This window comes from Gillisella taibaishanensis, assembly GCF_001938985.1.
Classification (GTDB): Bacteria; Pseudomonadota; Alphaproteobacteria; order Rhizobiales; family Rhizobiaceae; genus Allorhizobium; species Allorhizobium taibaishanense.
This window is the reverse complement of record NZ_MKIN01000024.1, coordinates 305,113-329,821: the sequence shown is the minus strand read 5'-3', so window position 1 is coordinate 329,821 and position 24,709 is coordinate 305,113. Positions and strand designations below refer to the sequence as shown.

Here is a 24,709-nt window from a genome sequence, read left to right as displayed (position 1 = left end):
CTCTGATCAGTACGAAGCGAAAGATGATGTTATTCCAAGGGTGAACCGGCCGTCGCCGTTAGCGCGGCCGGTGCTGTCTGGGTCGGAGCACGTCGGTTGCAAAACGATCCCCACCGTTTACTGACATGCGTTTCAAGCATAATCAGCCGGCGATGTAAGCCTTGATATGCTCGGCTTCCAGCTCCACTTCGCGGATACGCTGCTTGACCACGTCACCGATCGAAACGATGCCGATGAGTTTGCCGCCATCTTCGACGGGCACGTGACGGAAGCGTTTGCTGCTCATCATTTCCATCAGCTGGTTGACCGTCGTCTCCTCGGTGCAGCGAAAGACGTTGGCGGTCATGGCCTTCGAGACGGGCATGGACAAGGCCTCCGCACCGCCCTTGCCCACGGCAGATGCCAGATCGCGCTCGGTGAAGATCCCGACGATACGGTTCTCCATACCGACGACTACAACCGCACCAATTTTCTTGTGATGTAGAACCTTGGCGGCCTCCGCCAGGCTGACGGTCGGGCCGACCGTTACGACCTCACGGCCTTTTTCACTGAGAATATTCCTCACTGTCACAGACATATGCGCCTCCTCTTGGCAAATCTCCGGGCATGCAGGACTAGGTGCGTTCCTCCTCCTCCAAGGGTCGACGCGCCCAGAAAGGGAATGCTGCCCGCATTCGCGCAAGAACGCAACCTTGAGGACGCAAGGGTACAGACTTTTTTATTGGGGGAATTCCCGGGGGCTAGGGCTACAGATCTTCCGGCGGCATATTCCCATCGGCCACAACCGCCTGTTGACGCCTGTCGAAAAGAGCAAAGCTGAGAAATCCGACGATGAAGCCGCCGATATGCGCGTCCCATGCGATTGCCCCACCCGGATCGCCCATCAGCGGGATGCCAAGGGCGATAATCACATTGCCGAACAGGAACATGACGACGAAGACGAGCACGGTACGTTCCCTAAGGCTGGCGAGCACGCTGAGGCGCGGCAGCGGCGGCGCATCTTCGCGCAGGCGCAATCCGGCCCGCCCTGAGCCAAAGGCAAAGCGGCAAGCGGCTCCCATCAGCCCGGAAATCACGCCCGAAGCGCCGATCAGCAGGCTGGCGTCGCCCCAGTTGAGGATGGTGTGCGCCAGCGCTCCCACAGCTGATGTCACCAGCCAGAACAGCCAGAAGCGCAAGGCACCGATTCGGCGCCAGACCGGCGTTCCGAATGCCGCCAACCACAGACCATTGAAGCCGAGATGCTGCACGCTGCCGTGCAGCAGCGAATAGGTGAACGGCGTCCAGATCCAAGCGAGATCCTGATTGGCGAAGTCATAAACGTAACGCACCGGAGAGTAGCCGAACTCGACTATGATCCAGTTGGAAATCTCATCGGAGAGGATCCATCCGGTCAGGGCGTAGATCAGCACCAGCAGGCCAAGCGCCAGGAGCACGCCGCCTGGCATATTGAAGACCGGTTCACGACCATCCCGTCTGAAGTCATCCCCCAGGATTTCGCCGTTCAATGGTTCGTCCAGCCTCTGTTGAGGCTCGCCGTCCCATGGCCCCTTCGGCCTATCTTCCATGCATTCATCCCCGCTCGTCGATCTTCCACAGCATATAGCGAGTGGTGCGAAAAAGGGAATGCGCAAGTAAAGCCACCGTCAGAAAACTGTTGCAGGCCGCCCTTAAACAATTCCCGCCAGAACCCTTCATCCTGCCAAACCTACAATTGACACAGAAAATTTGCCGCCTTTAATCTACTTCCCTGACAAATGCCGCCGAACCACGCTTTTGTCGGCCACGGCTCCGCCCGCTTTCAGGCGGTGAAGCCAATGACATCTCTGTAACCGCCCGGTTCCTGCATTGCTTTGAAAGGCCCGCCATGCCCCGTTTTTCCCCCATCGCCTGCTTTACAGCGACGCTATCTTTCGCAACGGCACTGACGCCGGCCTTTGCCGATACGCTGACGCTACCGCCACTTCCGCAAGGCTTGGGCCATACGGACAGCGCACCGCCGCCGGCCGGTGTCATCGCCTATGTAGATGACGGCGCCACCAATCAGCGCGGCGATGCCTGCCATGCGACTGTCGACACCAATGCCGGCGTGCGGGTGCTGTCCGGCTTCTTGCAATTGTGGACACCACGCACGCCTTTTGTCGATGCGGATCAGGACGCACCAGCCAAGGGCGGTTGCCCGGCGGTTTCCAAGTCGGACTGGAGCGGCATTCCCGGCAGCCCGACGGACGGCGTCAAGAAGCTGGCAAAGCTGCATGAGCAGAACATAGCCTACTCGATCAAAGTCACCGGCGAACATACGCCCGAGCGAGATCTTGCCGCCTATCTCGACGACCGTCGCAACAAGAATGCGAGCATCGTGGATGGGCTCGGTCCCCTGACCGATGCCTGGCGCAAGGGAACGCGCCAGACCACGACCATTACAGACATGCCGGCCGACGCGACAACCGTCAAATATGACGACAAAGGCAACAACCGCGGCGTGGGCTCCAATGATAATCCTGATCTCGGCAAAGCTGTGGACTTGATCGAGGCCGGCAGCGCTGATGGTTCGACTGAGCCGGCCAAGCGCTACTACAAATACGCCCGTCCCTACCGCGCCAGCGACAAGGTACGCGTCGTGCCGCAACTGGAAAAGGCAAAGAGCGACAAACCGGCTGCCGACGGAGGCTTTCCAAGTGGCCATACGTCTGAAGGATGGCGCGACGCACTGGTCATGGCCTATCTCGTACCCCAGCGTTATCAGGAAATGCTGACCCGCGCCGCCATGCTCGGCGAAAACCGCATCCGCGCCGGCATGCACCAGACTTTTGACGTGCTGGGTGGCCGGGTTCTGGCAACAGCGACCGTCGCTTACAACCTCAACCGGGCACAATATGCGCCGCTGCGCAGCGAAGCCTATCAGCAGAGCCAGTCGTGGCTGATGAGCCAGACGGCGTCGACGGATGGACAAGGATTGCTGCAGGCTGCTCATGCTAAGGCGCAATCCGCCGATGCTTATGCCGATTACGCCTGGAACAAAGCCTTCTTCGAGCCTCGTTTGACCTACGGCTACAAGCCGATCGGCGACAGCATGAAGGCGCCGAGCGTCCCCAAAGGAGCCGAGGTCCTGCTGGAGACCCGCCTGCCCTATCTCAGCCCCGATCAGCGCCGTGTGGTGCTCAAGAGCACCGAAATCGCCTCTGGCTATCCCATCATCAGTGATCCCGAAGGCTGGGGCCGGCTCGACCTATTTCGCGCCGCCGATGGCTATGGCGCGTTCGACGGCGACGTGGCAGTGCAAATGGACGCGGACAAGGGCGGCTTCAACACTGCGGACACCTGGAAGAATTCCATTTTCGGTAAGGGCAAGCTCACCAAGCAGGGCAGCGGCAGCCTGACGCTGACAGGTGAGAACAGCTGGACCGGCGGCACGGTCATCGAGGGCGGCGCGTTGGTGGCGAAATCGGCGACAGCGCTCGGCAAGGGTGACGTCTATCTCACCAATGGAACCCTGACGATCGATGCCCAGCAACTAAAGGTCGGTGATACAATGACGTTGGGCAAAGACGCCACGCTATCGGTTGCCACAAAGACGTCTTCAAATGTGCCAAGCCTTGCGGTCGCCAATGCGCTATTCATCGATGGAGCTAAACTCGCGATCAACCCCAAGGATGCAGCAGGGTGGAAGCCAGGACAGACCGTGAAACTGTTGAGCGCGAAGAAGATTGAGGGCAAGTTCGGCACGATCGACGCAGGCAGCCTGAAGATCACGCCAATCTATGGTAAAACCGGGATATCGCTACGCGTTGACGGCTAAAGGAATCAGGCTTGTCCAGCAGACCCAAACCTGCCGGACAAGCCAATTTCAAGGCTGAAACTCGCTTTTCAAATGCTTTCATGACCATTGCAGTAAATACGGGCCGCCACGCCACAAGACTCTATTAACGCATCGCGCCTAATATTTTATGCAATCGAAGCGTTCGAGAATGTCGGCATGTATTCCTACAACTCCACAACCAATAGCGGTTTGACAAGGCCCCCTGTTCAACGGGCGTTTCAGCGCGTCTCGGTAAGCCTTGAAGGCCGGTTGATGGTGCCGAGCGAAGATGAATACGTCTGCCTGACGGTGGACATGTCTCCGGGGGACGTCCGCTTCATCTGCGCAGCCCGCCCCCTGCCGTCCGACCGGATCATTGCTTATATCGATCATATCGGCCGCATCGAAGGCACCGTCATCAAAACCACCGACGATGGCTTTGTGATCAGCATCGTAGCGACCGAGCGCAAGCGTGAAAAACTCGCAGCACAACTCACCTGGATAGCCAATAAGCATGAACTAGGCCTCCCGGAAGACCGTCGTCACGATCGTCTCACGCCGCGTCAGGCTCGCAACGAACTGACCTTCGACGACGGCCGCAAATACAGCTGCCGGATTATCGACCTATCGCTATCGGGCGCTGCCGTCGACGTCGGCATCCGTCCTGAAATCGGCACGCTGGTGCGGCTGGGAAGCATGCGTGGTCGGGTGGTGCGCCATTTCATGGAAGGCGTCGCGATTGAGTTCACGACGCTTCAGTCACGCGAAGCCTTGACCGAATTCCTCTGACGATATCGGTCAGTACCTCACATCCCTCTCTTTCTGAACAGAAGCGTTGTCGTCCGGAAACGGAAACTCCCTGCTCTCTGCATATGGGACCTGCTCTCAGCCGGACGCTGGGAATGCTCGTAGTATTAGTGAGCGGCAGACGCCGGTGTTCATCTCCCATTCACCAAAAAATCCATATTCGAACTAAATCCCAATACTTCTACAGCCAATTCCGGTCAGCGCTTGCAGAATTTTCCGGCGCGGCCGCGTGAATTTGAAACGGATCTGCGTTGTTTCGGCACAAGGCCTGGGATTTCAGCGCTCCGAGTACAGGATTCAGTTGAAGCTTTTTTCTTTTATTTCAATCTGTTAAACCAACACCTGCTCAGCATCCATATCCCGCCTTCCCAGCAGATGCAGACAATTCTAGTTAAAATCGACGAAAATACATCTTAAATTTTCTTCGAGTTTTATACTTGTTTTCTCGGTATTTGTACTTATTCCGAACTTCCAATTTTGCCAGACTGCAAAATATCGCTGTCATTGTACTCCCATAACGGGGAGACACCCAATGACAAAGAAGAACACGATAGGTTTCGCCATCATTGCCGCGCTCATTGCTTTCGCCAGCGCACAGGCCGCGTTCGCAGGTCAGCCGTCTATGAAGGTGATCGGCAAAGCCAGCCAGCCCATTGGCCACTACGAATTTTGCAAGCGCTACGCCAGCGAATGCCGTCCACTTGCTGCCGATCCCGGCCCCGTACGCTTGACCCCTGCTCTTTGGCAGGACATTCTTGACGTCAACTACACCGTCAACACTACGATCAAACCGGCTACGGACATGGAAATCTACGGTGTTGAGGAATGGTGGGAATATCCGACTGTTGCCGGCGACTGCGAGGATTATGCCCTGCTGAAGCGCCGGCAGTTGATTCAGAAGGGTGTGCCAGTCGGCGACCTGCTGATGACTGTGGTGCTGCAACCCAACGGCGAAGGCCATGCCGTTCTGACTGTCCGCACCGATCGCGGTGATTTCGTTCTCGATAACATGCGCGACAAGGTCATGCTCTGGTCGGACACGGAATATACCTATTTGAAGCGGCAATCTTCGGATGATCCAGGCCAATGGATGAAGATCCAGGACGGCCGGGCCCCTATCGTCGCCGCCGTACCGAAAAACTGAAGATCTCGTTACCGCCAGACTTGCTTTCGGTTTGGCCTGGTCGTCCCCTGCATCTCCGTCCGACCTCGGCCAAGAGCCGGCTCTGCTGCCACGGAGCCGGCTCACCTTTGTGACCTTCTTGGCGAAAGTGAATTAAGCCTCCATTAACCATAGTCGACCAATTTCAGGGAATAGAGCGAGCGACTCGCCGGGCGACTCCGGGACCGCGCGCGAACCCAGGAAATGCGGCGGGCGGCATGGACATAACGGTAGACACTGCTTCATCAAGCGAAGACCGGCCATTAATTTCCGCAGGGATGTTAGCCGTTGGCGTCACCCTGCTTGTCGCCCTGGCGCTGTTTACCCTGGCGCTATCGTTCAGTTCTGGATGGATTGGCCATGCACTCCTCGCCGATCGGCGCAGCGAAAGCCTAACTTCCCATATGACAACCATTGGCCTCGACCGATTGCGGATCGAGGAAAACGCCGTGCGCTTCGAGCGCCAGCGGCATGACGGCGTGCTTTCACGGGTGGATCTCGCGTTGCTGTGGCCGGAAATGCGCGGTTTCAGCGAAGTCGACCGCCTCCGCTTCGACGACATCAGGCAATCCAGCGGCTTGATCTTTCTGCAGATTTCCCAGAGCACCATGTCTCGTGACATGTCGGGTCGGCTGGAGCCGATCTACAAGCAATTGTTCGAAGGCGATCCGGAGCCCGGCCCTTATGGCCTGACCGCCCACCGTTTTCGCGCCGGAAGCGGCTATGATGGCGAGATCCTCTATACCGCCACGCGCCCCGGCATGCCTGACTTTGCCATCCGTTGCCTCGTGAATGGCGGCACCAAGGGGCAAGACGATGGGCCTGCCCTGGACGCCTGCCAGCGAGACATCCATGTCGGGCACGATCTCAGCGTACTCTACCGCTTTTCACGTCAGAAGCTTGCCGACTGGCGCCGGATAGACGATGCCGTCGCCGCTTTCGTCAATAGCCGGCTGGTGGGTGATCCGCAGTAGCGGTTTGATGCAATTTTAGAAAAATATCGCCCCTTATGGCAACGAGTTGTTCATCATAAACCAGTTGGTAACGCTGTCGCGCTAGCATCGGGTTCCATGTCGCTGGGGGGCGGCCAGAGCATAATGCAAAACCCGCAGAGCAGGCCTCGCAAAAGGCGGATCTGCAGACGGGAATTCAGGAAACGAGTGCAGTGGTAAATATGCGAGTTGCTAGCCTCCTTGGCCGGAGCATGATCGTCCGGTGTATCACATCTGCGTCCCTCACTCTTGCCCTCGTCTGCGCCACGCTTGCGCTTCCGGGCCGCAGTGCCGAGGCCGGTGGGCGTTATTCCGACATCGTCGTTGACGTAAACACCGGCAAGGTGATGCATTCCACCGATCCGGATGGCCTGCGTTACCCTGCCTCGCTCACCAAGATGATGACCCTCTATCTCGTGTTCGAAGCGCTCGAGAAAGGTCGTATCCGGCTGAACTCACCCGTGCCCGTTTCCCGCCACGCCTCCTCCGAGCCGCCGTCCAAGCTTGGGTTGAAGCCGGGCGAAAGTTTTACCGTCGAGCAGGGCATCCAGGCTCTCGTTACACGCTCTGCCAACGATGCCGCCACCGCTTTCGGCGAATTCCTTGGTGGGTCAGAGGCTCGCTTTGCCCAGATGATGACGTCTAAGGCCAGAGCACTCGGCATGTCGCGCACCACTTATCGCAACGCCAACGGTCTGCCAAACCCGGGCCAGATGACTACGGCCCGCGACCAGGCAAGGCTCGGGATGGCGCTTCGCCAGCACTTTCCGCAATACTACGCTTATTTCTCCACACGCAGCTTTACTTATGGCCGTCAGGTGATCGGCAATCACAACCGTTTGGTTGGATCGGTGCGCGGCGTCGACGGCATCAAAACCGGCTTTACCAACGCCTCCGGCTTCAATCTCGTTACTTCGCTGCAGCTCGAGGGCAAGTCGATGGTCGGCGTTGTCCTCGGTGGCGTCAGCGGTGCTGCACGCGACAATCAGATGCGCAAGCTGATGGCGACTTATCTGCCGGAAGCGTCGCGCCGTGGCGGATCCAGCGCCTTGATCGCTCGCCAGAGCAGCGTGCCTGAGCCAGTTGCCCCTGTTGCCCGGGAAACGGCAGCCGCGCCGCAATTGCCGCGCTCCGGCGTCCCGGTTCCCGGCGGTCGCTATGACAATGGCGGCCTCGAAGAGACTGCCTATGCGGGTGGTGCTCCGGCTGACGACGCCGTGCAGGCCCTCTCCAATCAGGCCGAACCTGCAAGCCCGGCTGGTGTCCTGCGTCCACCATCAGGCCGCACGCTTGCCGAGGAGCCGGCTCCGATGCCGCATTCGCGCAAAAGCGCTGCTCGCCAACCCAAGCCACCGGCCAATATCGACCATACGGTGACCTTCTCCACGCCGAAGGAAGATGCTGCGCCGACGGGCTGGACTGTGCAGATCGGCGTATCCGCTGATCAAGATGCGGCGATGGCGCTCTTGAAGAACGCCAAGGTCAAGAGCGGCGCGTCGCTGAAGGGCGCGCGTCCCCTGGCCATGGCCTATGGCGAGGGCGACTCGAAAGTTTACCGCGCCCGTTTCGTCGGCTTCAAGGACCAGAAGACGGCAGTGAACGCCTGCAACGGCCTGAAAAAGGCCGGCGTCAGCTGCTGGGCGGCAATGAACTGATGTGAAGGCTTGGGGAGCGATCTGCATGTGTTCGATGCAAGCTCTGCAAGCGCCTCGAAATGTAATCGGTACGAGGATCTAACCATGGCAAGCAATGAAAATCATCGCGACACCGGTCTTGGCATTGATCAAGCGGACAACCATGCAGTCGGCAGAGATTCTGGCCTGCGCTTCAATCCTCGCAGTGGTCTCAACCCGCTGCACGAGGCGGCGATCAGGCTGGCAGACGGCATCAACAAGCCGCGCGCCAAGACGCGTGACCTGATGAATCTGTTGCTCTGCCATGGTGCGCGCGCTTGGCGCTATTCTCAGCCTGAGGCCAACATTCACCTGCATGTGAACCCGCAATATCGACGTCTGCCAGTGAAACTGCGGCTGCGCTGAAAAGCGGAAGGCCAGCATCAGCGCGCCTGCGCAGATTCGGCGCGCCGAACGATGAAACATGGACGATATTTAATCAGATTTCACTCGCTGGTGATTTTCATTTGAACAGATTAAGCGCGAGTATCTTCTTCACCGGCTACTGCATATCGGCGTAAATTGAGATCGCAAACACAATTGCGTCGAGCAGGAAATCAAATTTATAAGATATCTTCTTTCCGTTTGGCAGAAGATATAGAGTCTTATTGTGTTTGATGCCGGTTTTGTTCGAGGAGGAGCAAAGCCATGTCTCGTATTATCAAAATCTCCCTTGTCACCATTCTGTCTATCACGGCAATGACCGGCATCAGTCATGCAGCCATGTCGGCTGCGGACAAAGCACTGGCGACGGACCATAATCCGCGCTTTATGATCAATACGCCGGATGAAATCCAGAAGCATGATCAGTTTCAGGATTTTCTGGGGTCACTGACACCGAGTAGCCCGGAAGCCCGCGAGGTGCAGACGGCTATTCGTGAAAATCCCGCCCTGCGCCGGCAATTGCTATCGCGCAACGTCGAACTGAAGAACGTGATCTATGCCGATGAAGCTTCCGACGGCAGCTTTGTGATTTGGGTCCGGTGATCTGGTAGGAAGAGCCGTCGCAAACGGCTCTTCCTATTCCCATTTCGAATATCTCAAGGCATCGATGCATTTGAGATATTCGAAATTATTTCAAGGCAAGGATGCGTCGGCGTGTCAGAGCCTTGGTCTGATGGCAATGACCTGGCCGAGGCCAGCATGCCCGGCCCTGTATCCATCTGCCTAAACATCATATCCGCAAACGCGATCGGGTTCAGAGACCTTGCATTTGTGTGGCTTATCCCGAAAGATCGCAGGCAGAGCGATAACAGGAACTGCCGCCATGCCACTTTACGCCCTCGGGGATCTGAAACCGCATCTGCCGAACTCCGACCGCTACTGGGTGGCGCCTGACGCCTCGGTGATCGGCGCGGTCATCATTGGCGAGGATGTCGGCATCTGGTTTGGGGCAGTATTACGCGGCGATAACGAGCCGATCACGCTTGGCGCTGGCACCAATGTGCAGGAAGGCACCATCATTCATACCGATATGGGCTTTCCTACCACGGTCGGTGAGGGCTGCACCATTGGCCACCGTGCGATTCTGCACGGCTGCACCATCGGCGACAACAGCCTGATCGGCATGGGTGCGACGGTGCTGAATGGAGCGAAGATCGGCAAGAACTGCCTCGTCGGCGCCAATGCTCTGGTGACCGAAGGCAAGGAATTTCCAGACAATTCATTGATTGTCGGCGCCCCTGCCCGCGCCATCCGCACGCTTGACGACAAGGCCGTGGAAGGGCTGAAAGCATCGGCCCGCAACTACATCGCCAATTGGCAGCGCTTTGCCCGGGATCTCAAGCCGGTCTGAGTCGGCTACGCGGTTACGATAACAAGGTATCGATCAAGCCAGGCAGTTTTCGCAGACGCCGCGGATTTCGATCGTGGTTTTCTCGGCCTTGAAGCCGCGTGCCTTGCTCCAGTCCTGCAGGCGGTGATCGATGGAATGATCGTGGAATTCCTGCACCTGACCACAGCGGTTGCAGATCGCGAAGGCAACCGTGCCGTGATGGCAGCAGTCATGCTGGAGATGGGAGCAGACCACGAAGGCATTGAGGCTCTCAAGCCTGTGAACGAGACCAAATTCCAGTAGCTTTTCGAGAGCGCGGTAGACCTGCAACGGCGCGCGAAAGCCGCTGTCACGCAGCTTGTCTAGGATCGTATAGGCCGAAAGCGGCCCTTCGGCCTTTTCCAGCGCCTGAAACACCAGGGACTGGTTGCGGGTCAATTGTGGTGTGGACATCGGGCGATCATCCTTTCACGGTTGCCGCACCGTTCCGGCGCAGCGGCAGCAGGCTGAAGACAAACAAGACCAGGGCGGCAACGACGATCGACGGGCCGGACGGCGTATCATAGGTCAGCGAACCGAACAGGCCACCGACCACCGCAATCGCGCCGATCACCGACGCCAGCACCGCCATCCGCTCCGGCGTTGCGGAAAACCGGCGGGCGGTGGCCGCAGGGATGATCAGCAACGCTGTTATCAGGAGTATGCCGACCACCTTCATGGCAATGGCGATGACAACAGCCATCAGCAGCATGAAGATCAGCCTGGCACGCGCCGGGTTCAAACCTTCAGCCTCCGCGACATCCTCATTGACCGTCGCCGCCAACAGCGGGCGCCACAGCAGGCACAGGCAGACAATCACGGCAAAGCCGCCGATCCAGACGGTTACGATATCCTCTGGCGTGACGGCTAGAATGTCGCCGAACAGATAGGCCATCAGATCGATCCGCACCCAAGTCATGAAGGCGACGAGAACAAGCCCGATGGCCAAGGTTGCATGGCTGAGAATGCCAAGCAGCGCATCGGCTGACAGGCCGCGCCGGTTCTGCAACAGCAGAAGAAGCAGAGACACGAGCGCTGCGACCAGGAACACGCTGAGCGTCAGATTAACAGAAAACAGCAGCGACAGCGCGACGCCCAAAAGCGAGGAATGCGCCATCGTATCGCCGAAATAGGCCATGCGCCGCCAGATTACGAAACAGCCGAGCGGCCCGACCGTCAGCGCCAATCCGACGCCAGCAAGCAAAGCGCGGACAAAGAAATCATCCATCATAGCGATCGCCCCTTCCAGAGGTTACGGACGGGCTTTCGCCATGCTGGTGATGTTCATGACTGTCGATGTCAACATCGGCCGAATGATCGTGGTGATGGTGGTCGCCATGGTCATGGTGGTGACTTTCTTGCCCATGGTGATGGCCTTCTTGGCCATGGCCAGGATGATGGCCGTCATCGGGATGGCAGTGCTCCGTCACCGTGCCGTCAAGATGCTGAACCCGGCCATCGGGCAGATGGGTGTGGTCGTGGCGATGGCTGTAGAGAGCAAGCGTGCGGGCCGCAGCCGCCCCAAACAGCTTTTGATATTCCGGGCTCTGGCTGACCACGTCAGGCGTGCCACGGCAGCAGACATGACCGTTCAGGCAGATGACAGTGTCGGTCTCGGCCATCACCATATGCAGGTCGTGGGAAATCAAGAGCACGCCGCAGCCGGTCTTGCGCCTGATATCACCGATCAGGTCGTAAAGCGCAATTTCGCCGGCAAAGTCCACACCCTGTACCGGCTCATCCAGCACCAAAAGGTCTGGCTTGCGGGCTATGGCGCGGGCGAGCAACGCCCGCTGGAATTCGCCGCCAGAGAGATGCTGAACTTCGGCGCGGACAAGATGGCCGATGCCGACTGCCTCTAGAGCGGCCTCGATCTCGGCTTTCGTGAGCTTCGCCGTCAGCGTCATCAATCGGTCGACGGTGAGCGGCATGGTCCAGTCGATGCTGAGCTTCTGCGGGACGTAGCCGACCTTGAAGTCGCGCTCACGCACCACCACGCCCTCGTCTGGCTTCAACACACCAAGCGCCAGCTTCGCCGTCGTGGATTTGCCGGACCCGTTCGGGCCGATCAGGGTCACGAGTTCGCCCTTGCGGATCGAAAGCTCAACGCCGCGCACCAGCCAGCGACCGCTGCGCCGAAGTCCGACATTGCGCAGCGTTACCAGAGGCTTTTCACCCAGCACCTTCAACACGGCTCTCGCGACTCCAGAGATTGAGTATTGCAACCGGCTATGACACACGTTATAGCGTTACGCAATCAATGTAATAACATTACATCAATCATACAAGCAGCAGATGCTGCCTTACATACGAAGCTTAAATCGGAGTTCCGCCTTGTATTTCAAGAGACGTCCCCTGCTCAGCCTGATTGCTCGCCTTGCCTTATCTGGCCTCGCTCTATCAGGTCTTGCCCTTCCCGGACTGGCGGCTGCAGCACCTAAGGTCGTCGCTTCGGTCAAGCCGGTCAATTCCATCGCGGCTGCGATCATGATGGGGGTTGGCACGCCTACTCTTCTCGTTGAAGGCGCGGGATCGCCGCATGATTACAGCCTGAAACCGTCGAAGGCCAAGGCGCTGCAGCAGGCAGACGTGATCTTCTGGGTCGGACCGAACCTGGAAATCTTCCTCGACAAACCGCTCGATGCGCTGGCTGGCAAGGCCAAGGTTGTCGCGTTGAGCCAAGCCGAGGGTGTGACTCTATTGCCAGTGCGCGAAGGCGGTGCCTTCGAGGCTCACGACGATGGCGATGACGATCACGGGCATGACCACGACGGCGCTCATCACGATGACCACGAAGCACATGACATGCATATCTGGCTGGACCCCGCCAATGCAAAGGCCATGGCATCGACAATCGCCAAGACTTTGAGCGAGGCCGACAAGGTCAATGCCGCGACCTACGCAACCAATCTCGCAGCCTTCGACGCCAGGATCGATGCGATGGATAAAGAGATCGATGCCAAGCTCGCTCCCATCAAGGACAAGCCATTCATCGTATTCCACGACGCCTATCAGTATTTCGAGCACCGCTACCACGTGGCGGTGGCCGGTTCCGTCACCGTCAGCCCGGACCGTGCCCCAGGGGCCGAACGGGTCGCCGCGATCAGGGCCAAGATCAAGTCGCTCGGTGCGACCTGCATCTTCGCCGAACCACAGTTTACGCCGAAGCTGATTTCCGTCGTCGCCGAGGGTAGCAAAGCCCGAACCGGCACGCTGGATCCGCTTGGTGCTGCTCTTGCCGACGGACCCGATCTCTATCCGCAGTTGATGCAGAATCTCGCAAGCGCAATGAGCGACTGCCTGACGAAATAATCGCCGCTGACACCGCAAGACAATCAGGCGAGCGCCTCTGCTCGCCTTTTTTAGAAACTGTTATGTAATGTTATTACATTAAGGAGACTGAAATGGATAACAAGCTTCCCGTGACCGTGTTGTCCGGCTTTCTTGGCGCCGGCAAGACCACGGTTCTCAACCATATTCTCGCCAACCGTGCCGGGCTGAAAGTCGCGGTCATCGTCAACGACATGAGCGAAGTGAATATCGATGCTGCTCTGGTGCGTGACGGCGGCGCCAATCTGTCGCGCATGGACGAACAACTGGTGGAAATGAGCAATGGCTGCATCTGCTGCACGCTCAGGGAAGATCTGCTGACGGAAGTGCGGCAACTCGCCCACTCCGGCCGCTTCGATTATCTGCTGATCGAAGCCACAGGCGTTGCCGAACCACTGCCGATCGCCACCACATTCGAGTTCCGCGACGAAGACGGCCAGAGCCTTTCGGATATTGCCCGACTGGATACGATGGTGACGGTGGTCGATGCCGCCAATCTGCTCGCCGATTACAGTTCCAGCGATTTCCTGTCTGACCGTGGCGAAACCGCCGGCGAAGGCGATGACCGCACGTTGGTCGATCTTCTGGTCGAACAGATCGAGTTTGCCGATGTCGTGGTCCTCAACAAGGCGGGAACGGCAGGCCCGGAACGGCTGGACGCGGCGCGCAAGATCGTCATCGGGCTCAATCCCGATGCGCGGATTATCGAGACCGATTTCGGCATGATCGAACCTGAAGATATTCTCGGCACCGGCCGGTTTGATCTCGCCCGGACGGAAACCCACCCGCTATGGTTCAAGGAATTGCACGGCTTCAAGGATCATATCCCCGAAACCGAGGAGTATGGCATTCGCAGCTTCGTCTACCGCGCCCGCCGGCCCTTTGCGCCTGAGAAATTCCAGGCCTTCATCGATAGCGACTGGCCGGGTGTGATCCGCGCCAAGGGCTTCTTCTGGCTGGCGACGCGACCCCATCATGTCGGAGAGATGAGCCAGGCCGGACCTCTGGTCCGCACCGGGCGGATGGGCCTCTGGTGGTCCTCCGTGCCGAAACAGCAATGGCCGCAGCACGAGGGCTTTCTCAAGGCTATGGAACCCTATCTCGATCCAGTCTGGGGCGACCGCCGCCAGGAACTCGTCTTCATCGGTGCCGACCCTATGGATCAGGCCGAAATCACCGCCCGGCTGGACGCTTGCCTCGTACCTGCAAGCCGCTTCACGCCCGGCGCCTGGCGCAATCTGCGCGACCCGTTTCCAAGCTGGACCGCAGGCCAGATGGAAGAAGCATGAGGCCTGAGTTTATGCGGACAATCTCGGCATATCTGGCTTGACGCAGAACCGGCGCCAGGCGCTCGGCGTCATGCCGGTCGCGCGACGAAAGACCCGCGACAGATGCGCCTGGTCGGAGAGGCCACAGTCGAGAGCGATCTCACACAGCGGCGCGTCGGTGTAGAGCATGCGGTGCTTGGCATGCTCTACCCGCCGCGCCAGAATGTGACTATGGGGCGAAACCCCGTAGCTTACCTTGAAGGCCGTTGAAAAGTAGCTCGTGCTAAGCCGGACCAGACCGGCAAGTTCGTCGAGCGCGATCGAGCGAGAGATGTTTTCCTCGATATAGGCGTCGACGCGGCCCACCTGCCAAGGCGCCAGACCGCCGGTATTGTTGCGGGCACGCATCTGGGCCGGAGCAAGCGAGCGGAACGGTCGCAGCAGGCGAGATGCTTCCTTCACTAGGTCAAGCGCCACAGCCTCGTCCTTGTGGATGCAGTTCATCGCCCGCAGCAGGAGCTGCGATACATCTGGGGACATCGAGGGTTCTGCATCGTCAAGATACATCTTGCCATGATGGTGGTCCATGACGGCTGCTGTAGCGGACATGATTGCTCTCCTTTGCCAGGCGTGACGCGGCTTTGCGTGTCGCATACTGGTCCAAGCAATCTATTGGCGAAATTGAACTGCCATTGAATTTGACGACCGATAGGTTTTAGAAGACCATACTCAGGTATGATTGCCGAAGCGGTAAGGCACCGCTACCGCCTGCCCTACCTGTGTCGCCAACCAATCTCTTGCAATGAAAAGGGCCTATGTCGGACAAACCCATCATTCTGGTTCTCGATGACGAGCCGCTGGTGCGCCAGTCGCTCGATAGCCTCTTGCGATCGGTCGGCTATGACGTCCGCACATTTGCGTCGGCACAAGAGCTTTGCGAGGATGAGGCCTTGCCGTTGGCGAGCTGCCTCATCCTCGACGTTCGCTTGCCTTTTACCAGCGGGCTCGATTTTCAGCAGAAGCTGACCGAGCGGGGCGTGCATGTTCCAATCGTCTTTGTCACAGGACACGGAGATATTCCGATGTCGGTGCGGGCAATGAAGGCCGGTGCCGCCGACTTTCTGTCAAAACCCTTCCGCGACCAGGATCTTCTCGATGCCGTTGCCGCTGCAGTGGAAAAGAACAGGCAGGTTCGCGGGCAGGACAAGAACCAGGAACTGCTGCGCTCCCGCTTCGAGACTCTGACATCCCGAGAGCAGGAGGTCATGGCAATGGCAACCGCCGGGCTGATGAACAAGCAGATCGCCGGCGAACTCGGGCTCAGCGAAATCACCGTCAAGATCCACCGGGGCAAGATCAGCCGCAAGATGATGGCAAAGACCTTTGCCGATCTGGTGCGCATGGCCGAATCTCTCGGCCTGCCAGCAAAGCTCTGAACGCGCCAGAACCCGAAGATTCCGCTGATAAACCAGCGTATAATGTCGCCGGCTTCACCAGCGTGCATAATGGTCCGGCAAGACAGGGTTGGCGTTGAGCACATGCCGTGCCGAAGTTTAGGACCTGCAGCAGAGACCGGGCCTCCCGGAGATTGGTTCCTTCCGTGGCCATTGCTGGGGTCATTTCCATCATAGACGATGAAGAGCCGGTGCGCCGGGCCATAGGCAGCCTGCTGCGCTCTGTCGGCTACGATGTCCTGCTATTTGCCAGCGCCGAGGCTTTTCTCGGGGATGAAACTCACCTCAGCTGTACCTGCGTCGTCTCCGACATCCACATGCCCGGCATGAGCGGCATAGAGCTCCTGGAACTTCTCCGCTCGCGGCAGGTTTTTATTCCTTTCGTCTTCATCACCGCCCAGCCGGACCAAATGGTGCGTGCACGACTCGGCGATCAGATTTGCGTGTTGCAAAAGCCCTTCCATGCCGACCGGCTCATGGCCTGCATTGAAAGTGCTGCCGCATCACAATTGCGCAAATGACCGGCTGCCACGGTTGCCAACCCGGATCATGGGCCTAGCTCCAGATGGAGAGACCCTACGCATAGTTTCAAAAAGGAGACCCACGAATGGCCGAAACGATTGCAGACCAATTTGCCGCAACGCTTGCTGCAGCCGGCGTGCGCCGCATTTACGGCGTTGTCGGCGATAGCCTGAACGGCATTACCGATGCGATCCGCAGGCAGGGCGTGATTGAGTGGATCCATGTCCGCCACGAAGAAACAGCCGCCTTTGCCGCCAGCGCAGAAGCGCATCTGACCGGGACGATCGCCGTCTGCGCCGGCAGCTGTGGTCCTGGCAATCTCCATCTCATCAATGGTCTTTTCGACGCGCATCGCTCGAAAGTGCCGGTGCTGGCAATCGCCGCCCATATTCCGTCGCAGGAAATCGGAACCGGCTATTTCCAGGAAACTCATCCGCAGGATCTGTTTCGGGAATGCAGCACCTATTGCGAGCTGATTTCCGGCCCGGAGCAGATGCCGCGCACGCTGGAAATCGCCATACGCCATGCCGTCGGCGATCGCGGCGTTTCTGTCGTGGTTATTCCCGGCGACGTGGCGCTGCAAAAGGCACCCACACCCATCAACCCGAAGCCGCAGGCTCTGTTGCCGCGCCAGCCAACCATCACCCCCGCGCAAGAGGATCTGGCGGCGCTGGCGGCCCTGCTGAATGGCGGACGGAAAGTCACTCTGCTCTGCGGGTCCGGTTGCGCGGGTGCCCATGAGGAAATGCTGGCGCTTGCCGAGCGGCTGAAGGCGCCGATCGTCCATGCCTTGAAGGGCAAGGAACACGTGGAATATGACAACCCCTTCGATGTCGGCATGACAGGGCTGATCGGCTTTGCGTCTGGTTACTACGCCATGAGCGATTGCGATACGCTGTTGATGCTGGGTACGGATTTCCCCTACCGGCAATTCTATCCGCAGGGCAAGTCGGTGAAGATCGCCCAGATCGATATCCGGCCCGGTCATCTCGGGCGCCGCGCGCCTGTCGACCTCGCGTTGGTCGGTGACGTCAAGTCGACGGCAGCGGCGCTGCTGCCATTGCTGGATGGAAGCCAGGATGATCGGCATCTGGGCCGCGCGCTCAACCACTACCAGAAGACCCGCAAGGATCTGGATGACGAAGCACGGGCAAAGCCGGATGGCAAGATCATTCATCCCCAACAGGTCGCCAAGGCGCTGAGCGATCTCGCCGACGAGGATGCGATCTTCACCTGCGATGTCGGCCTGCCGACCGTCTGGGCGGCGCGCTATCTGGCCATGAACGGCAGACGGCGGCTGGTCGGCTCGTTCTGGCATGGCTCAATGGCCAATGCCATGGCCCAGGCCATTGGCGCGCAGGTAAGTTTTCCCGACCGGCAGGTAATTTCCCTGTCGGGCGACGGTGGCTTTGCCATGCTGATGGGTGACTTCCTGAGCCTTGCGCAATTGGGCCTGCCGGCCAAGATCGTCGTCTTCAACAATTCCACGCTCGGCTTCGTGGAAGTCGAGCAGAAATCGACCGGCGTACTGCCGACCGGCACCAGCCTGCAGAACCCCAACTTCGCCGCCATGGCCGAGGCAATCGGCATCAAGGGCATCAGGCTGGAACGACCTGGCGACGTCGAGGCGGGCTTGAGAGAGGCGCTTGCCCATGACGGACCGGTTCTGGTCGATGCAGTCGTGGCGCGTACCGAACTACCCATACCGCCATCCATCAATGTCGACATGGCCAAGGGCTTCACCCTTTACATGGTCAAGGCCGTGTTCAACGGCCGCGGCAACGAGATCCTGGATCTCGCCCGCGAAAACCTTTGGAAGTAGCGAACTGCAGATAGGCGGGGGCTCAAGCAGCCCCCGCGTCTCTCTCAATCCCCTTCTGGCGTCGCCACCTTGGCGACGAAGGCGAGCGTTGCAAGAACCGCCGGCACGGCGAAACACCAGACGGGCGCTACACAAAAAATTGCGGCAGCGGCAGCGCATCCCAGCGCGAAGGCAACCACGCTGAGGCTCATACGCTTCAGCCGGTCCTTTGCCGCCGCCGTTGTGTCGCCCTCGCCCACAGCAAGGTCGGCGAGATCGAGCATGATCTGAGTCGTGGTGCCCGTCATCAGCGTAGTCGGCGGCGATTTTGCCAGATGGATACGGTGCAGGCCGTTCTGGATCGCCATGGCGGCCACGAGCACCATGCCGATGGCGAGCACCTCACCACTGTTTGGATTCTTAAACGGTCCGTAGGCAAGCGCGAGAGCAAAAGCCAGGATCAGCAAAAGCAGTTCTGCCGCGAGAAGTACCCGCATGACGGGCCTTCCCCTGTTTTTGAGGAAAAGGCCGGCGAGGCGCGAAAGAAAGACGAAAAGGCAAAACATCGGCAACGCGAGCACCTTGGCCAGGCTGCCGCCGGTGCCGAGCGCGAGCGAGGCGCCAAGCGTCACGAAATTGCCCGTCACGTGAGCGGTAAACAAGCCGCCGAGCGCCAGAAAGCCGACGGTGTCGACATAGCCGCCATTCAAGCTGAGAAGGAGCGGGAGCGGGAGCGGGAGCGGAACTGAACGCATGCGGAAATCCTCGGTCGCTCTACTGCATAATTCGGCAGCAGATTTAAACTGTCACTTTGCCCGCTGGGCATGGTGTAAAATGTGCAGCGCTGTCATGCGCCTATAAAAAAGCCGCCGCGTCTTGACGACACGGCGGCCGGTTGTAAGCCCGATCAGGCCTTGACGAAGGCCAGAAGATCCGGATTGATCACGTCGGCATGCGTCGTCAGCATGCCGTGCGGATACCCCTTGTAGACTTTCAGCGTGCCGTTCTTCAGCAGCTTGACCGACTGTTCCGCGGACGCGGCAATCGGCACGACCTGATCGTCATCACCGTGCATGACCAGCGTCGGTACGGTGATCGCCTTCAGGTCCTCGGTCTGATCCGTTTCGGAGAAAGCCTTGATGCCGTCGTAATGGGCCTTGGCGCTTCCCATCATGCCCTGGCGCCACCAATTCTGGATCACGCCCTGATAGACCTTAGCGCCGTCGCGGTTGAAACCGTAGAAGGGACCCGTCGGGACATCCAGGAAGAACTGGGCGCGGTTGTCGGCAACCCCCTTGCGGAAGCCGTCGAACACTTCCATCGGCAGACCGCCCGGATAAGCCGGCGTCTTCAGCATGATCGGCGGAACGGCACTGACCAGCACAGCCTTGGCTACCCGGCCCTGCGGCTGGCCAAACTTCGCGACATAACGGGCGACTTCGCCGCCGCCGGTGGAATGACCGATGTGAACAGCGTTCTTGAGGTTCAGATGTTCGAAGACGGCCGAAGCATCGGCGGCGTAATGGTCCATATCATGACCTTCGCTGACCTGCTGCGAACGGCCATGGCCGCGCCGATCATGGGCGACGACGCGGTAGCCGTTGTGAAGGAAGAACAGCATCTGCGCATCCCAGTCATCAGACGACAGGGGCCAGCCATGGTGGAAGACGATCGGCTGAGCATCCTTTGGACCCCAATCCTTGAAGAAGATCTGCACACCGTCCTTAGTAGTGACGAAACTCTCGGTCATGTCGGATTTTCCTTCTGGCTTGCCCTTCTGGGCGGGTTTGGTTTTCGACAGCGCAAGCGACGGTATCGCTACGGCCGCCGAGAGAGACGCTCCAGCAAGGAGCGCCGCGCGGCGCGAGATATTAAGTTCGAAGTCGTTCGGCATCGGTGCCCCTGTTCCGGAACGGCCTGTCGTCGGCTCTGTTCCAGTGTTCGCTTTAGCCTCGGCTAGACGAAGGTTCCTGTTAATTCCCCTGAATTTTGGATGTTCCGACGGTCGATTGCCTCAAGGTGCGGCCGCCGCATGGATTTCGGCTACGTAACCGCCTGGAAATTCGACGAGGGCCTGACGACGCTTGTCCGACGAATAGGGAGCAACAAGAACCGTGACACCATGGGCTTTCGCTTTTTCAAGTGTGGCATCCAGATCCGTCACTTCGTAGCCCGTGGTTTCATGGCCGTAGGGATAGGGAAGATGGCCATCCGTGACGAGGACGGTCATGCGGCCAAAGATCGAGCTGATGCGGATGCGGTGAAAATGATCGTCAGGGCGACCGATTTCGATGCCGGGTGCCTTGGCGCTATCTTCTTCGATCTTGCCCTTGGAGAAGCGCAGGAAATCTTTGACGAAGCTGGGTGCGGCATCGGGCGATACATAGACGCGATTTTCCGGAACAGTGGCAAATGCCTTATAGTCCGGCGCAGTCGTGTGCCAGTAGAGCTGCATGTTGACGCCACCCGGCCACTGGATCACCGCATCACGGCCAATTGGATCCGGAAACGCATCGACAAGAACGATGGCGCCGGCTGCGCGGGCGGCGGCAAGCGCCTTGTCCAGATCGCGCACGAGATAGCCGGTCCGCTCCTGGCCAAAGGGATAAGGCACCGGCGTCGTGAAGCCGAACAGAGATACTGTTCCGACCGGGGTCTGCAGCAGCTGAGACGTTGTGGTGCTCGGCGTCGGCGTGACCGTGACCGTCACCTGCTTGGTGCTTTGCCCGCCGAAGGTGGCGAGAAAGCTGTCGGCAAATTTGCCGACATTATCAGGCGCGACATAGACGTGGGTCGTGTCATATTGGGCGGCGACGCCAACCAACGGCTGGCTCTCGCGGGCAACCGCTGGCAACAGCGAAAGAGTGCTGAGGGCTGCAAGCAGGCTCAAAGTAGCAAAGGGCTTCGAAATCACAGGTCTATACCTTCTGTCATGGGTATGAGGCGTGGGGCATGCGGCGTGCACCTGGGACGGACTGGCCAGCAGACATGACGAACGTGCTGACGTGGACCGTCAATAGAGCGAAGTGAAACGCGTGGCATGAACCATGGCGAAGGACCCGATGATCGTCTTGTCGGCCCGTCGGGTCGTTTGGACATTTCAATCGACAGATGTGGCACCCTCACCTGTCGTTTTTGAACAGCTGCCGTCGTGATCGTGCAAAAAGCGAGACCATCCGACAAGAACAACGGCATGAAATGATCCACTGTCACCAGCAGATGGCGCAGGCAGTTCACAGCGCGAAATTGGGGGCTATGGAAAGACTGATGACGGAAGGGGCGATGCATGACGAACGCGCCCATTGGCGCCAGACGATCCGCCCGATCATAGGGCGCGGTGGCATAGCAGCGCAATCCTGCCTCGTCGGTGCAATACTGCTCGGCCTGACGATTTTCCTGATCGATGCCTTTACGTCCCTCGCAAGCGCCATCGCGGTTCTCTATGTCCTTGTGATCATGCTCTGCGGCGAACTTGGCTCGCGGCGCGCCGTCATCTTCAGTTCTGCCGTCTGCGCCGCTCTGACGGTCATGGCTTTCATCTGCATGCATGGCTTTAATGCTGGCTATCAGGAAGTGCTGAGGCTGGTGTTCAGCCTGGCCGCCAACGGCGTCACATCAGTGCTGCTGTTGCGTCGTGTGCAGGACCTTGCACTGCAGCGGGTGTCCGAAGAGGCTTTGCGAGCCAGCGAACATCGCTACCGCACGATTTTCGAAACGCTCGCCGTCGCCATTTGGGAACACGATTTCCGCGCCGTGAAAGCCGACCTCGACATTCTGCGCGCCCGTGGCGTCAGGAACCTCAGGCGCTATCTCGCCGACCATCCCGACTTTGTGAGCAAGGCTCGGCGTAAGGTCAGAATTACTGATGTGAACCAAACCGCGCTACGGCTGTTGAGCGTCGCCAGCAAAGCCGAATTTTTCCTGCATCTCGACGATTTACTGGCCGAAAATGATGAGAGCTTTGCTGAGTGCCTTGTCGCGCTTTACGAAGGCCAGAGCAGCTTCCAGGCCGAAACCAAGGTCCGAGACCGGCGAGGTCGGCTGATTTCAGTCATTGTCGCCCTGAATTTCCCGGCGAACGGCAGAGATTTGCAACGGGTCCATGGAAGCGTCATCGATATTACGGAGCGACTGGAATTTCAGGACGCGCTCGACCGTTCGCGCCAGGAGCTCGATCATGCCGCCCGCGCTGCGATGATCGGAGAGATCTCAGCCTCCATTGCCCATGAAGTCAATCAGCCGCTATCAAGCGCGATGACCTTTGCCCAGGCCGCTTTACGCTGGCTCGACCGCAACGAACCGGATCTGCAGGAAGCGAAGCGAGCGCTGCAAGAGACCGTGCTCTCCACGGAACACGCCGCCAACGTCGTCAAGCGTGTGCAGATGCTGCTCGGCAAAGCGAAATCCGATAGCGGTGAAGTGGTGATCGAGACTGCGATCAGAGATGCTCTGCGCCAGAAGCAGACGGAACTTGCTGCCCATGCGGTGCAATTGGCGCTACGGTTTTCAGCACCAGAACGCATTGTCCAGGGCGATTTGATTCTGCTGCAGCAGGCCTTTCTCAACATTATCGGCAATGCCGTGCAGGCCATGGACGGAGTGCCGGTTGGCCAGCGCCTGCTGACGATCTCAACGTCGGTCACGCAGGATATGGTGAAGATCATTCTGGCCGATACAGGCCCGGGTCTGGGCGACAAACACCAGGATACCCTGTTCAAGGCCTTCGTCACCACCAAGCCGGGTGGCATGGGACTGGGCCTTGCAATGTGCAGGTCGATCGTTACCGCTCATGGCGGTACGATCTCCATCAAAAATGCGGAGAATGGCAATGATGAGACCGGAGCCGTCGTCGAGATTTCGCTGCCATCAATACGATCGGCGGCAGACAGAACTTAAACAAAATAGCGCATTTTCAGCGGTAGCAGAGCGGCACCAATAGCGCCTGCATCACCCTTGGCCTCCGCCAGCACCAGCCGCGCCTCCTTCGGCGCTACGCCGTAGCGATGCTGTCGTTGGGACGGCAGTGCACATCGATCGATCATCGCTTGCCCAAGGATCGGCGGGATCTGACCCCCGAAGACAATAGCCTGGGGGTCGATCACTGCAATCAGGGTGGCCACCATTCGCTCGACCTGCGGCATGGTGGCTTGGAGCCAGTCTTCCACCCCAGGCCATGCCGGGTCGAACTGTTCATAAAGCGTTTCCACCGAGTGAATATCGATGCCGCGCTCCTGCAGGACCTGCAACAGATATTGCAAGGCTGGACGCCGGTCGGCCTCGGATGGATCATAGATCCCGGAAATCTCGCCGGCATTGCCATGAAAGCCATGGAAGGGCTGGCCATTCAGGATCAGACCACCGCCAAAGCCGTAATTGAACGACAGATAGACGAAGGTGTCGCACCAGCGCCCGACGCCTACAAGGCTTTCGCCAATGGCGCCTGTCGTCGCATTGTTTTCAAGCCAGGCCGGCAATTGAAACATGTCTTCCAGAATCGGCCTCAAGTCGATCAGCGACCAGTCAACCAACGGCTCTGGAGCATTGAAAATCCGCTCGCCATGGACAAAAACGCCGGACATGGAAAAACCGAGGCCGAGCAGCCGTTCGCCCGGCAGATCTTGCGCCTTCAACATATCGTCGCGGGCAGCAACCAAGGCTTCAAGCGTTGCCGTTCGATCCTGTGGCGCAAAGCCGAGCTTGGTCTGGGCGATGATCTCCCCGCGAAAATCAGCCAGGCAAATGATCGCCGTGTCGGTGTTGATCGAAATCCCCAATGACAGGACTTCTTCAGCCGCCAGTTCGATTGTCGGACTAGGCTGGCCACGAGTGCCTTTGAGCGGCGCACCAAGGCGCAGCAGCCCCCGCTCGATCAGGCCCTCCACCAGCCGATGCACGGATTGCTGCGTCAGGTTGGTGTGGCCAGTGACCGCCGCGCGCGCGATTGGGCCGAGACGGCGGACGATGTCGAGGATCAGGCGCTCGTTTTCGCTCGCAAGCGGTTGACGGTCGAAACGAGAGGTTTGGCGGGAAAGCTGCGTCATGGCCGAAATCTTTAGCCGCCGCAGCGCGCCCGCGCAATTGCCGCCCG

At 59.0% G+C, this 24,709-nt stretch carries 24 protein-coding genes; 14 read left to right on the top strand and 10 right to left on the bottom strand.

The window, feature by feature from the left end:
- Positions 1–142 precede the first annotated feature (142 nt).
- Together BJF91_RS20500 and BJF91_RS20495 are read right to left on the bottom strand one after the other, a co-directional pair.
- Positions 143–577: a CBS domain-containing protein gene (locus BJF91_RS20500; RefSeq protein WP_075616381.1), complete on the bottom strand. Its 435-nt coding sequence runs from the start codon at positions 575–577 to the stop codon at positions 143–145.
- Between the two features lie 169 nt (positions 578–746).
- Positions 747–1,568: a rhomboid family intramembrane serine protease gene (locus BJF91_RS20495; RefSeq protein ID WP_075616380.1), complete on the bottom strand. Its 822-nt coding sequence runs from the start codon at positions 1,566–1,568 to the stop codon at positions 747–749.
- 299 nt (positions 1,569–1,867) lie between these two features.
- On the opposite strand from BJF91_RS20495, the gene BJF91_RS25515 reads away from it, so the two are divergent.
- From BJF91_RS25515 to BJF91_RS20455, 8 genes are all read left to right on the top strand, one after another.
- A complete protein-coding gene (locus BJF91_RS25515; protein ID WP_075616379.1) occupies positions 1,868–3,799 on the top strand; it encodes an acid phosphatase in 1,932 nt (643 codons plus the stop codon).
- Positions 3,800–3,976: 177 nt separating this feature from the next.
- Positions 3,977–4,588 carry a PilZ domain-containing protein gene (locus BJF91_RS20485; protein WP_075616378.1) on the top strand — a complete coding sequence of 204 codons (612 nt, stop codon included), beginning with the start codon at positions 3,977–3,979 and terminating at the stop codon, positions 4,586–4,588.
- A gap of 550 nt (positions 4,589–5,138) precedes the next feature.
- Complete coding sequence (locus tag BJF91_RS20480) at positions 5,139–5,750, top strand: transglutaminase-like cysteine peptidase (RefSeq protein WP_075616377.1); 612 nt, start codon at positions 5,139–5,141, stop codon at positions 5,748–5,750.
- 236 nt (positions 5,751–5,986) lie between these two features.
- Positions 5,987–6,742 carry a hypothetical protein gene (locus BJF91_RS20475; protein ID WP_075616376.1) on the top strand — a complete coding sequence of 252 codons (756 nt, stop codon included), beginning with the start codon at positions 5,987–5,989 and terminating at the stop codon, positions 6,740–6,742.
- 230 nt (positions 6,743–6,972) lie between these two features.
- The gene (locus tag BJF91_RS20470) at positions 6,973–8,415 is read left to right on the top strand and encodes a D-alanyl-D-alanine carboxypeptidase (RefSeq protein WP_234801681.1); all 1,443 of its coding nucleotides are present in this window, start codon (positions 6,973–6,975) and stop codon (positions 8,413–8,415) included.
- Between the two features lie 84 nt (positions 8,416–8,499).
- Complete coding sequence (locus BJF91_RS20465) at positions 8,500–8,799, top strand: hypothetical protein (RefSeq protein ID WP_075616374.1); 300 nt, start codon at positions 8,500–8,502, stop codon at positions 8,797–8,799.
- A gap of 282 nt (positions 8,800–9,081) precedes the next feature.
- The gene (locus BJF91_RS20460) at positions 9,082–9,420 is read left to right on the top strand and encodes a hypothetical protein (protein WP_075616373.1); all 339 of its coding nucleotides are present in this window, start codon (positions 9,082–9,084) and stop codon (positions 9,418–9,420) included.
- A 280-nt stretch (positions 9,421–9,700) separates the two neighbouring features.
- A complete protein-coding gene (locus tag BJF91_RS20455) occupies positions 9,701–10,228 on the top strand; it encodes a gamma carbonic anhydrase family protein (protein WP_075616372.1) in 528 nt (175 codons plus the stop codon).
- A gap of 33 nt (positions 10,229–10,261) precedes the next feature.
- Here BJF91_RS20455 and BJF91_RS20450 read toward each other — a convergent pair whose 3' ends face one another.
- Genes BJF91_RS20450 through BJF91_RS20440 form a run of 3 tightly spaced genes read right to left on the bottom strand, consistent with a single transcriptional unit; the run spans position 10,262 to position 12,429 of the window.
- Entirely contained in the window at positions 10,262–10,660 is a 399-nt protein-coding gene (locus tag BJF91_RS20450) for a Fur family transcriptional regulator (RefSeq protein WP_075616371.1), read from the bottom strand.
- 7 nt (positions 10,661–10,667) lie between these two features.
- Positions 10,668–11,477, bottom strand: a complete 810-nt coding sequence (gene znuB, locus BJF91_RS20445) for a zinc ABC transporter permease subunit ZnuB (protein ID WP_075616370.1) — start codon at positions 11,475–11,477, stop codon at positions 10,668–10,670.
- Entirely contained in the window at positions 11,467–12,429 is a 963-nt protein-coding gene (locus tag BJF91_RS20440; RefSeq protein ID WP_075616444.1) for an ATP-binding cassette domain-containing protein, read from the bottom strand. The genes znuB and BJF91_RS20440 overlap by 11 nt, the downstream gene beginning before the upstream one ends.
- 112 nt (positions 12,430–12,541) lie before the next feature.
- Here BJF91_RS20440 and znuA point away from each other — a divergent pair, with 112 nt between their 5' ends.
- A complete protein-coding gene (gene znuA, locus BJF91_RS20435; RefSeq protein ID WP_083943407.1) occupies positions 12,542–13,558 on the top strand; it encodes a zinc ABC transporter substrate-binding protein ZnuA in 1,017 nt (338 codons plus the stop codon).
- Between the two features lie 92 nt (positions 13,559–13,650).
- A complete protein-coding gene (locus BJF91_RS20430) occupies positions 13,651–14,865 on the top strand; it encodes a GTP-binding protein (RefSeq protein WP_075616369.1) in 1,215 nt (404 codons plus the stop codon).
- A gap of 9 nt (positions 14,866–14,874) precedes the next feature.
- Here the strand turns inward: BJF91_RS20430 and BJF91_RS20425 are convergent, their stop codons facing one another.
- Entirely contained in the window at positions 14,875–15,453 is a 579-nt protein-coding gene (locus BJF91_RS20425) for a helix-turn-helix domain-containing protein (protein ID WP_075616368.1), read from the bottom strand.
- A 206-nt stretch (positions 15,454–15,659) separates the two neighbouring features.
- On the opposite strand from BJF91_RS20425, the gene BJF91_RS20420 reads away from it, so the two are divergent.
- The 3 genes from BJF91_RS20420 (at position 15,660) to poxB (ending at position 18,642) form a co-directional block, all read left to right on the top strand.
- Positions 15,660–16,280: a response regulator transcription factor gene (locus BJF91_RS20420; protein ID WP_075616367.1), complete on the top strand. Its 621-nt coding sequence runs from the start codon at positions 15,660–15,662 to the stop codon at positions 16,278–16,280.
- Between the two features lie 164 nt (positions 16,281–16,444).
- On the top strand, positions 16,445–16,819 hold the full coding sequence (locus BJF91_RS20415; RefSeq protein ID WP_075616366.1) for a response regulator transcription factor: 375 nt from the start codon (positions 16,445–16,447) through the stop codon (positions 16,817–16,819).
- Positions 16,820–16,905: 86 nt separating this feature from the next.
- On the top strand, positions 16,906–18,642 hold the full coding sequence (gene poxB / locus BJF91_RS20410; RefSeq protein ID WP_075616365.1) for a ubiquinone-dependent pyruvate dehydrogenase: 1,737 nt from the start codon (positions 16,906–16,908) through the stop codon (positions 18,640–18,642).
- Between the two features lie 44 nt (positions 18,643–18,686).
- Here the strand turns inward: poxB and BJF91_RS20405 are convergent, their stop codons facing one another.
- From BJF91_RS20405 to BJF91_RS20395, 3 genes are all read right to left on the bottom strand, one after another.
- The gene (locus BJF91_RS20405; RefSeq protein ID WP_075616364.1) at positions 18,687–19,376 is read right to left on the bottom strand and encodes a DUF1275 family protein; all 690 of its coding nucleotides are present in this window, start codon (positions 19,374–19,376) and stop codon (positions 18,687–18,689) included.
- Positions 19,377–19,528: 152 nt separating this feature from the next.
- The gene (locus BJF91_RS20400; RefSeq protein ID WP_075616363.1) at positions 19,529–20,515 is read right to left on the bottom strand and encodes an alpha/beta fold hydrolase; all 987 of its coding nucleotides are present in this window, start codon (positions 20,513–20,515) and stop codon (positions 19,529–19,531) included.
- Between the two features lie 120 nt (positions 20,516–20,635).
- On the bottom strand, positions 20,636–21,535 hold the full coding sequence (locus BJF91_RS20395) for a VOC family protein (RefSeq protein WP_075616362.1): 900 nt from the start codon (positions 21,533–21,535) through the stop codon (positions 20,636–20,638).
- Positions 21,536–21,888: 353 nt separating this feature from the next.
- On the opposite strand from BJF91_RS20395, the gene BJF91_RS20390 reads away from it, so the two are divergent.
- On the top strand, positions 21,889–23,517 hold the full coding sequence (locus tag BJF91_RS20390) for a sensor histidine kinase (protein WP_075616361.1): 1,629 nt from the start codon (positions 21,889–21,891) through the stop codon (positions 23,515–23,517).
- Here BJF91_RS20390 and BJF91_RS20385 read toward each other — a convergent pair.
- Positions 23,514–24,662 carry an ROK family protein gene (locus tag BJF91_RS20385; RefSeq protein WP_075616360.1) on the bottom strand — a complete coding sequence of 383 codons (1,149 nt, stop codon included), beginning with the start codon at positions 24,660–24,662 and terminating at the stop codon, positions 23,514–23,516. The genes BJF91_RS20390 and BJF91_RS20385 overlap by 4 nt on opposite strands.
- Between the last annotated feature and the right edge of the window lie 47 nt (positions 24,663–24,709).